This window comes from Candidatus Omnitrophota bacterium (assembly GCA_028693815.1).
Taxonomy (GTDB): Bacteria; Omnitrophota; Gorgyraeia; order Zapsychrales; family Aceulaceae; genus Aceula.
On sequence record JAQUUP010000035.1, the window covers coordinates 1 to 10,721 of the forward strand.

The 10,721-nt window shown below is 36.1% G+C and carries 2 protein-coding genes; both read left to right on the plus strand.

Features of this window, described 5'->3' with window-relative positions:
* Positions 1-125: 125 nt before the first annotated feature.
* Positions 126-404 (plus strand): hypothetical protein, encoded by a 279-nt coding sequence (locus PHY73_08380; protein MDD3375717.1) that lies wholly within the window; start codon positions 126-128, stop codon positions 402-404.
* A gap of 1,724 nt (positions 405-2,128) precedes the next feature.
* Positions 2,129-10,519 carry a hypothetical protein gene (locus PHY73_08385; protein MDD3375718.1) on the plus strand — a complete coding sequence of 2,797 codons (8,391 nt, stop codon included), beginning with the start codon at positions 2,129-2,131 and terminating at the stop codon, positions 10,517-10,519.
* Positions 10,520-10,721: the final 202 nt, after the last annotated feature.

Sequence of the window (10,721 nt, forward strand, 5' to 3'; positions counted from 1 at the left end):
CCCTGTAAAATTACAGCTAAATCTCCATATACAGCAAAAGAATGGACTAAGATTGAGAAATTAGTTGAAGAAAAAGGCGAACGCGTTTCAGATGTAAAGAGTGCTAAATCATATTTGAAGAATTTATGAGATTTGAATTCAAGCCTTCATTTAAGCGATCGATTAAGTTTTTTTCTGAGAAAGAAAAAGAAAAGATAAAGGAAGTTTCTATTCAATTAATCGATATGCTATCCCAAGATCGAAGCATTCATAAGGGTGTCGGCTTGAGGCGCCTGAGGGGAGACTTTTGGGAGATACGCAAAGGAATTAAGTCTAGGATTCTTTTTAGGTGGAATGGCGATCTGTTGGAGTTTGTGCTTGCAGGAAATCATAACGATATTAAGCGATTTCTTAAAAATATTTAAAACGATATTGTAATCTAGGAAAAAATTAGGCACCTATTTAAAGAATGTCTACCCCTAGCGGCCTCGACATGGCTAATTGATTGTATATCAAATAGTTATGTATTTCTTGGGTTGAAAATAGTGGACAAAGCGGACACTTCTTCGCTTTAAAAATCATATTCAAGCTTCGTAGTGCAGGCATTTTTCCTCTAACTTTATCTCTGAATCGACTGTATAATTGACAATTTGGTCTTTTTCTATATAATAAAGCGCATCTGATATGGAGATAAATTTAAAGCTTCCACACTTGAGGGGAGCCAATATAATCTCTCTAAATTTCATTAGAGAGATACCAATAGCCCTGAGTAGTTAAACTATTCAGGGCTATTTTCATGTCTTGTCGTGTCAAAGGGTTAGGGTAGATATTTTTGCATTGTCTCTGTGAGAAGAGCACAACGCGTACCAAATCAATTCTTTTTTCTAAAACCAGTCTAATAAATCTCATCAATCTATCTCTTTATCTCTGAATCGCGCTTTACTAAAGGATTCCTAGTAAAGGGCATTATCGTCGATATTTTTGAAAGATTTTGGGCTCTATAACGTTCTTCTTGATAATAAAACAAAGAACAGAAGGATCTGCGCCAAATTGGTTTTTAAAAGAAAGTTATGCTATACTTTCACCATCTGCAGTGCGAAATTTTATATTTCATTTTTCGAACATTTTTTTAACACGCCACGGAGAAAAGAGAGGTTAGATCGTGTTTTTAGTTCAAACACTTGAAAAATCGTGCATTTTCGCATGTACTCTTAAAAAGCACTTGGTACATTTTCGTCGATTTGTGTCTATTCTTATCATATTTGTTTTTCTTTTGTCTTCTGTTATTCCTTCCTACGCCCAGAGTGCGCTCAATCTTCCTGTTCCCGGAACTATGGTCAACCTAAGTCCTGCCTTTGTTCCTGTTTTGCTTAAAGGGATGACGATTGATCCCAAGAATCCTCTTTATTTTGATTTTATTGTTGATAGCGGGAATACAGAATTTACACAGGATCAGATTAAAGAAGAGTCTAACCGACTTGTAAAATATTTTCTAGCCGCCATGACTGTTCCTCAAGATGACCTGTGGGTCAATTTATCTCCTTATGAAGAAGATAGAATTGCCCCTGATGCGCTAGGTAAAACCGAGCTTGGACGAGACATGTTGGCGCAGGATTATATTCTCAAACAACTCATAGCGTCTTTAATTTATCCGGAAAATGAGCTTGGTAAGGCATTTTGGGATAAAATTTATAAGAAAGCCTATGAACAATTTGGGACAACCACGGTTCCTGTTGATACTTTTAATAAGGTCTGGATTGTGCCTCAAGAGGCCACAGTTTATGAAAACGGCAATGCGGTTTATATTATTAAAAGCCGTCTTAAGGTAATGATGGAGGAAGATTATCTTGCGTTAGCGAATAGCGAACAGCGTATAGTCGATAGTAGTAATAAGAACCTAAACGCTCAACGCTCAACGTTATCTTCCCAAATCGTTCGTGAAATCATCCTTCCTGAGATTGAACGCGAGGTTAACGAAGGTAAGAATTTTGCTCCTATCAGGCAAATTTATCAATCGTTGATTTTGGCACAATGGTATAAGGAGACTATCAAAGAAAGTCTTTTGTCAAAAGTTTATATTGACCAAAAGAAAATCAAGGGTGTGGATCTATCGGACCCAACAATCAAAAATCAGATTTATTCCCGTTACGTGGAATCATTTAAAAAAGGTGTTTTTGATTTCATTAAGACGGAATACGATCAGTCAAGTCAGCGAGTCATTCCTAGAAAATATTTTTCCGGAGGAGAGAAGTTTGGAAAAATTCCTTTAAATCGTACACAAGAGCTAGATGCTTCCAGCTCTTCGCCGGTTGGAGATGATTATAAGTTGTCTATGCGAATAAATCCAAAGAAGAACGGGGATGCCTCTATGCTTAGTAAGCAAAAAGCAGAAAATATTCTTCAAGATGCATTAAATAAACAGGAATTATCAGGTCGAAATTTTACTCAGGAGAATGTTGATGATATTCAGCGTATTATTAACGATGGTGCGGACTTTAATGTGATGCCGGATTCTAGCGGAAACGGGATTAGTATCGCACAGGTAGGATTAACTTCAAAATTGTCAACGGCAACAACATTGCTAGATTTCTTGAGGGGCAGTGCTTATTTTAATAACAAGGTATTCCCGAAAATCAAGGCAGTCGTGGTAGATATGGACGGCACATTAACGGGAGGCACTTCTGAGAGCAAAAATGAGGCGATTGAAGCATTGATCCCCTTACTGGATGTTGTAGAGCGGGTTTATATCGTTTCTTCGAATGAATTTAAAAATGTAGAAAATAAAATAATGAATATGATCCCAGCTGACAAAAGGCATAAGATTAGTGTTTTTTCTGCGAGAGGAATTATTTTGACTGAATTTGATGAATCCGGAAATGCCATCCCAAAGACTACAGCATTAGGAGAAAAGCATGTCCGTGATAATTTATTGACAGTGTCTCAAATCGAGGAGATTAGTATCGCGGTTAATTCAGTAGCTTCAGAATTCGATCGATATGTAAGAGATGGAGGTCCAGAAACTGATAGGACGTGGAAAGAACGCTATCCAGGCTTTTATAAGGGTTTTTATGTTAACAATACCGGCAAACATGATGAACCTATAGCACGGATCAATAAAACAGATAGGAATGGGAAAATTGTTTCCATTAGGCGGGTTATTCAGGCGGATGAACATGGATATGCGGATATGGTGATAACACATCTTCCATCAAAGAAATATGCGTTAAATGGAGCGGATGATGAAAGGACAGAATTTATAAGACGGGTAAAAGAAAAACTTTCTGCCGATATTTTATCGTTTATTGATATTGATGCCGAGTCTAATGTGGGGATCGGAATAAAGAGAAAAGGTGTCGGCAAATCGATTGCAATGCAGGAGATCCTCAAGTCCTTCAATGAAGATGAAGTTATTTATTTTGGTGATGAGTTTTGGAATGGGGGCATGGATCGGGTAATCGCGGAAGATTTTAATATTACAACAGTAGCTGTCGATGAAGATCAATCGAAAATTCATTCCAATACGTGGAGTTCTATAGCCGGGGCAACGAATCTTATTGCCACTGCGCAGTGGTTAACAGCTTTACTAGAAAATAAAGTTAAAATGAATATGCAGGCATTAAAAGAAGAATATTATTTTTTATCAGTATTTATTGATCCGAATTTAATGTCTACAGTTGCAAAGATTGTTCCAATGATATGGAAGCATGCTTATGAATTTGAAAAAGAAAATGGACGGCCTTTAAATAGGAAGGAATTAAGTGATTTTGTGCAATGGGATGAAAAAATTTTGGCCAACTCAAGCAACAGAAAGATCCAACAGATTCCAGACCTATTGATTATTAGTGGAATTGATATCGATGGATCCTCTAAAAAAGGTATAAGTACTGCCAAAGAAATTTTTAATCAGCTGATGACCGTGCCTTTTCAGGAAGTAGGCGATGTTATTAGAGAAATACGAGATCCTGAGAAGCGAAGAGAATCAATTATTGCACTTAAATGGATGGCGAATGTGGCCGAGTTAAGCGAAGATGGCTATCTTTCTGAAAGAATCCGAGCAAGGGGAGTTTTAGAAAAGTTTTTAGAGATATTCTTTTCTGATTTTAATGGAAAAAAGATCCTAGAGGCTTTTGCTCAAATGGCTGAAGAAAAAATAGCAGAAAAAATCGATCAGGGTGTAAATCCTGAAGAAATTTTAGTTGTTCCAATCCTTACTAGTGGTGAGCAGATAGGAGAATATGTCGCAAGTCGTGTTAAAAGGACTAAGAATGTTGCTTATAAGCCGATTCTATTTACAACAGCTATGACCTATGCTTTTGGAAGAGTGGACGATAAGGATATCCCCAGGCAGGGCAAGTTGTTCACTGAGGAAGGAAAAAAGAATGCTTTAAGATATTTAAAGCAAGAAGGGATCCTTAAGGAAAACCTGAAACATATAGTTTTTATTGATACGGGGATGACTGGTTCTTTTGGAAAATTACTTGATGCTGTTTTTGAGGGTACTGGGATTTCTACTGAGCTGCTTTTAATTGATCATGCTGATTATGAAAAAGCTAAAGTAGAAAAGATATGGGCACATGGATTAAATGATGAAGAAGCATGGAGCGATAGGGAAAAAGAACTCCGCTGGATGACAATCGTGTTCGATCAATTTCTTGAGCACAGCGAAGAAAGCCCTTCTCACCTTCTTGAGGGTGTTTCTGACGGTGGATTTATTCGTGTAACAAGACGTCCAACAAATCATCCGTGGTTTGCTGGATTAGTAAAACAAGTGTTTGAACGTATAGGTGGAAAAGAGGGTACAGATCAGAATATCCAAGGAGGAGATATTGATGGCGCTATCTTATCAAATATTAAAAATGGAAGGTTAAATGGTTCTAAGGTTATAGATTGGATAATCAAACGAGTTGAAGCAATTCAAGAGATTTCAATTAGTCCAAAAGTAAGAGAAAGGGCAATAGCTTTATTGTCTGAGAATTATGCAAATGAAGTTACCATTTTGGTTGATAATTACTCTGACGGATTATCAAATCAAGAAGTAAGGCATTTGTATTCAGTTGCCCGCGAAGCAGGTATTTTTCATAACGGTACATTTGATAAAGAGGGATTTCCACTTGAAGTGCAGATTGAAAGAGAATCAGAACAACGTATGTCCCAGGCTCGAACTGAGTTTTATAAACACCTTGGTGAACTCAAACAGTTGAGTCGGCGTTATTGGGAGAATGAATTGCCGGAATACAAGGGAGACGTATTTAAGTACAACGAAGAAAAAAGAGGCAGAAAAATAATTGCAAGTGTCGGAATCGCATCATTATTTGGGAAAAGAACGGATTCTTTGTTAAAACGATTGGATGAGCTAAATAGTATGGCTGAAAAAAATCAAATGGAACTTGTTATAACAATAGCTGACCCAGAGAATTTTGAGGGTGAGAAGCTGACTAAATTTGAGGAAAAAGTAAGGACAGTTGATTTTCCGGTTACTGTAGTTCTCTCAAAAAAGAACACTATTTCTACAAATCGTAATTTAGCCAGTTCGTTATCTATAGGAGATTATCAGATTTTTGTTGATGATGATATTCATCTTGTAGGTGATGTTGTCACGACATTAGTTGCGGCATTGGAGAAGAATCCTGAATTTGGAATCCTGAGCATAGCATCATACAGCAAGGTGAAAGAGGAACTTAATCTTTATAAGCCACGTTTTATGTTGAAATCATTTATCGATGATAATGTTTTAGTAGCAAATTTAATTTTGGGAATGGTGACTGCGACAAGGAGAGATATTATTGAAGTTAATCCATTCTTACCTTTACTTAAAAATTTAGGTGATGATATTCATCTCGTCAGACAAATTCATATGCTTGGATTTCTTGGCGGCTATGTACTTGATCCCAAGGCTTATGCAGTTGACGAACAAGTTGGAGGAAGTGCAACAAAGGGTCAGGTTAGCATTATGCCTTATCTTGTGGAAGAAGGGTTGGCCTATTACTTAAATGCCAATGCATATAGTGAATATGAACATAGAAGAGCTGGCTTTAAAATACATACATTTAGTAAAGAAAATGTCAGTTCTGATATGGCGATACAGTTTTGGCGACAGTTTAGCGCTTCATTACTTTCATTTTTGCAAGGGAATGATGTAAAATTTGAGCTGGATCTGACTTCATATAATTTCAATGATGAAATTAAAAATCAAGTTGAAGAAGCTATCGAATATTTTCAAAATCAAAAAGATCGAATAGTTAAATATAAATTAGATGAGTATGATCCTAAAAATTTGGCTAAAGTAAATACCTTTTTTGGCATGTTGAAGTATTCTGCAGATATTGAAGGGGACACTGTAGATTATGTTAATCCGCTAGAGTCAAAAAGTGCAAATCAAGATAAAGGTGACGATGCCATGCTTGCAGAAAAATCTATTGCAAGTGAACTCACAAAATTATTTGAATTGCATCAAGAGAGCATTCATTTATTTAACCACAGAGATTCGGCAGGCATTAATAATGTGACATTTTTGGATCGAGCAAGAAGGCTGTATGGCGCTTTTATGATTCTGTCTCAATTGAAAAAAAAGAGTGGGGAGATAGGTAAAGAATCAGGATTACTGGGAATATTAGAGAAAGCTATTTTACATGCCAAAAGAGCTTCAAAAGAATCATTTATGTATTTATTAAAAAAAGAGCCTGTTTCAGTTATTTCTTTTTCTCAATTGAATAGATTCGGAAAGAGTGATGCTGTGCAACGACATCATCATTTAGCTTTGCATCCGATGATGTATATAACTGATGGATTAAGCTTAAGTGAAGTGCAAAATCCGCCTAAACACGTTCAAGCTAACCATTATCATGATGCCGAAGAGATGACAATCGCTTTGTCAGGAAATATTGAAGCTGTTGCAGTGACCTCTGAAGGTGAGAAACGTTATGCTGTTCCTCCCGGAAGCATAATAAAAATACCTGCAAAAGTATTACATACTATTTCAAATCCCAACGAATTTGCAACCGCTGACTTTACTGTTAAGAATCCTTTTATATCATTGAGGAAAGGTAAGGATTTGGAGGGAGCTGATTCTAAGGAATCTATTGAAATTATTGCCCCCAAAGTCCAAGAATTAAGCGATGGTAGAGGGGCAGTTATCACTCATTATTATACAGATATGCCTGATAACTTGCGCACGGACAAAAACTTTGGGTTGGTTCTTGATGCAGAAAATGACCCTATAGTTGAAAGCATGGCAGATGTGAAGGTTAAAATCGTTTACTTAAATCCAGGAAAAGAAAGCGACCTTCTTGATATTAATCCGGTATATGAAAGTTTTCAGCCAATACGTGTATTCCCTTGGGCAAAAGTTATGGGAGCGAACTGGAAGATGGATGAAGATAGTAAGAAATTAACCGGAGAAGTTCAATTATTGGATGAAGAAGATAATGTCCTATCAAGCGAAAAGTTCTTTGGTGGTGATATGATTGTTGTAAATGATTCTGTTGGTGATTCAAAGGCTGCAGGATTTAGAATAAAAAATAATAGTCAGGATCAAACAATTATATTTGCAGTAATAGAAAAAATGACACCAGAGGAGAGGTTAGATTATCACCCAGAAAGTGTTAGCAGTCAACCTATTGAGAAAACAAGGCATGAAACGGTAAGCGTCCCAGTTGATACTTTGAAAAATTATATATCTGAAAAGATAAGCGCGATTACGTTTGAGCGCCAAAAGATAATGGAAGAAAGAAATGTGTATGAAAGCGGCGGAGCATATGTTGGTCTTTTTAGGAATGGAATCGTTATTCGTGGCGAAAATATAGAAGATGTTGAGAACGAAGCTAGTCGGATAATTAACAAGCTTAATCCTGATGGAAGCGAGGATTTTTTGGATAAGAACGTCTTTGTTTCAGGATATATAAAAACTAGTGAAGGTGGGAAAGTTGAGAAAAAAGTTGCTAGGGTCTTTGTTCGGCCTAGACAGGTAGATCAAAATAAGAAGTTTTTAATTGAAGAAGTTATGGGATTTAAAATGTCACGTTTAGTCGAAAATGACCTTATAATCAGTCCGGGAACGACAGGGAAAAGAACAAAAGATCGGTATGCTAAAGAGATCAATCTGTTAGGATTGGCTCTGATTAATTCTGAAGAAATTAAATTAGCTCCGCAGTCACAGATTGAAAGGCAAGAATATTTAGCGGCAATAAAGAAGGTTTTAAAGGAAAGTGATGAAGAAGTTGTTAATCCTGAAATTTTAAAAAAAGCTGCTGAGATAGCGCTAAAGGGGAAGCAGTCAAAAATCAAAGGAAAAATGGGATTGCAGGGAGGAACCTTTAACCCGATTACCTATGGACATATAACAGCGTCACTTGCTGGAATGATTAGCGAAGAATTAAATGGTATTGTTATTGCTAATGGAGGAACTGTTCCGGATAAACCATTTGCTGCTAGTGCAGAAATTAGAAATCAGATGGCAGAAATAGCTATTGAAGAAGACAAAGAGTTGAAAGATAAAATATTTGTTACTAGTATTCGCAACGAAGCAGTCAAAATGTTTGAAGAGGGAGAATCTAACGTTTTAGCAGGCAACAATGAAGATCAGCGAAGATTTAATATGGATATGGCAGCTTATATATGGTTGTTTGTGGCTAATCCTGGAATTAAGTGGACATTTATGGTTGGTTCTGACAAAGTTAATGATTATGGATGGAAGGATGAGCAGAATTTAATGCGAACATTTAGTAATAACAATGCAGAAGTAATGTATTTTGAACGCAAAGGAAAAGAGGTTAATGTAGAAGAGAATATTAAACCTTATTCGTGGCTTTATGATTTATGGAACAGGGGATTCTTTAAAAAATCTCGGGTTGCTTCTGTATCAGCTTTAGCTGCTGAGAAAGTAAGGGGAGCTCTATATAAAAAAGAAAAGAGTGTTGAGAGAATGGTTTTAAGTGAAGCAATTTCAGAGAATGTATTAGAGTTTATCAACGAGGACAGTCAAGCTACTCTACGTATGATTTATAATCTTGATAATATTAATAAAGAAATAGAAGGTTTTTTAAGAATTTATGACTATAGTAAATCTATTGCTGGATATAGAAAATCTTTGAAGTTGATTAACGAATTAAAGAGTCAAGGAGTGCGGAGGTCAGAGCGAGAATTAATTGACGATTTAGAAAATAGCATAAGAGATAAAATAAAATCTTTAAAGAAATTAGGAAGAAGTTCTTTTAGGGCAGCCGAAGAATTATTAAGATTGTCAGATTTGAGCGAGGATTCAGTAAATCTTGCAATGGCAATGTATCAAATGACAGTTGATATTTATAAAGAAGACGAAGAAAAGGACTCAGCTGCAATTCTTGAAATAGCTAACTCTCGATTAAAACGTTTAAAGAAATCATTAGCGGATTTTAAGGAAGAGTTTGATATTGTTGATGAAAAAGGGAGTGATATGAGGGTTGCAACAAGGGCTGAGGCGCATGCAAAGGGTTTAAGACACAAGGGTGTCAATGTAATGGTTTTTAGTGCTGATGGAAAGAATTTCTTAGGACAAATTAGAGCTTCAAGCAAGGATGTATTTGGGGGGGCTTTTAGTAATGGAGCTGCTGGGCACGTAAAACAAGGAGGAGGCTCAAGAGATTCTGCATTAAAAGAAGGCGGTGAAGAGATTGTAACCAAAGATGGATCAAAGAGATTAGATTTTAAAGATATAAAATTAAAACAAATCGGAAAAGATTTTGAACATGATGGTTATCTAAGAATGTTTGAATATTCTTGGTTGAATGAGGAAGAGAAGCAAAAATTAATTCTTAAAATAGGAGAAGAATTGAAGGATCAGGAAGGTAAACCGGTTGAGCAAGTTTTTTATAATATTAATGAGAAATTAAGCACGATTTATGTGTTTACATATAATCGATCTAAAAGAAACTTTTTGGAAGAGAAAATTCATGATATTTTTAAAACAACAGGGATTGAGCCAGGAATAAGTATGGATAATCAAGAGATGAAAAGTTTATATATGTATAGATTAGATAAAGAAGAGGAAAGAACGGTTCAAAATATTATTGCTGAGCTAAGAAAAACGGAGCATGTGGAAGTAGATTCAGGCGAAGGATTGGGTGAAGTATCTGGATTGAAATGGGTTGATTTTGATGAATTAATCGTTGATTTTAATGTTAATCCTGAAAAGTATACAGATGCATTTGCACCGTTCTTAAGTGACCAATATATTGTTGCACAGATAAAGAGATTCTTGAGTTTTAGCACAGGTAGTATTGATATCGGTAATGGAGAGACTTTGGATAAAGATAGTACTGCATCGTCTGTTGTTGGCGGTATCGACATGAATGAGATTAATGTTGATCGGAAGGGTTCCGGCGTCAATATTCAATTTGACCCAGTTATGATGCAGGATATTTTGATTAATGGAGTTGACGGTTTTGTTCCGGTTATTATTAATTTAACCCCGATCAGCAGCATCTTACCTTTACTTGGGCTAGGACCTGAAGGTGAACTTGGTCCAGCAGATAAGCAAGAGGAGTTGGCTTATCATATAAATTGATCAATGTCCACCCCGACGAGACGGACATTTTATAATTGATTATGTATCAACTAGTTATGTATATTTTAGGTTGAAAATAGTGGACAAATAGGACACTTCTTCGCTTTAAAAATCATTCTCAAGCTTCGCAGTGCAGGCATTTTTTCTCTAACTTTATCTCTGAATCGACTGTATAATTGACAATCTGATCTTTTTCTATATA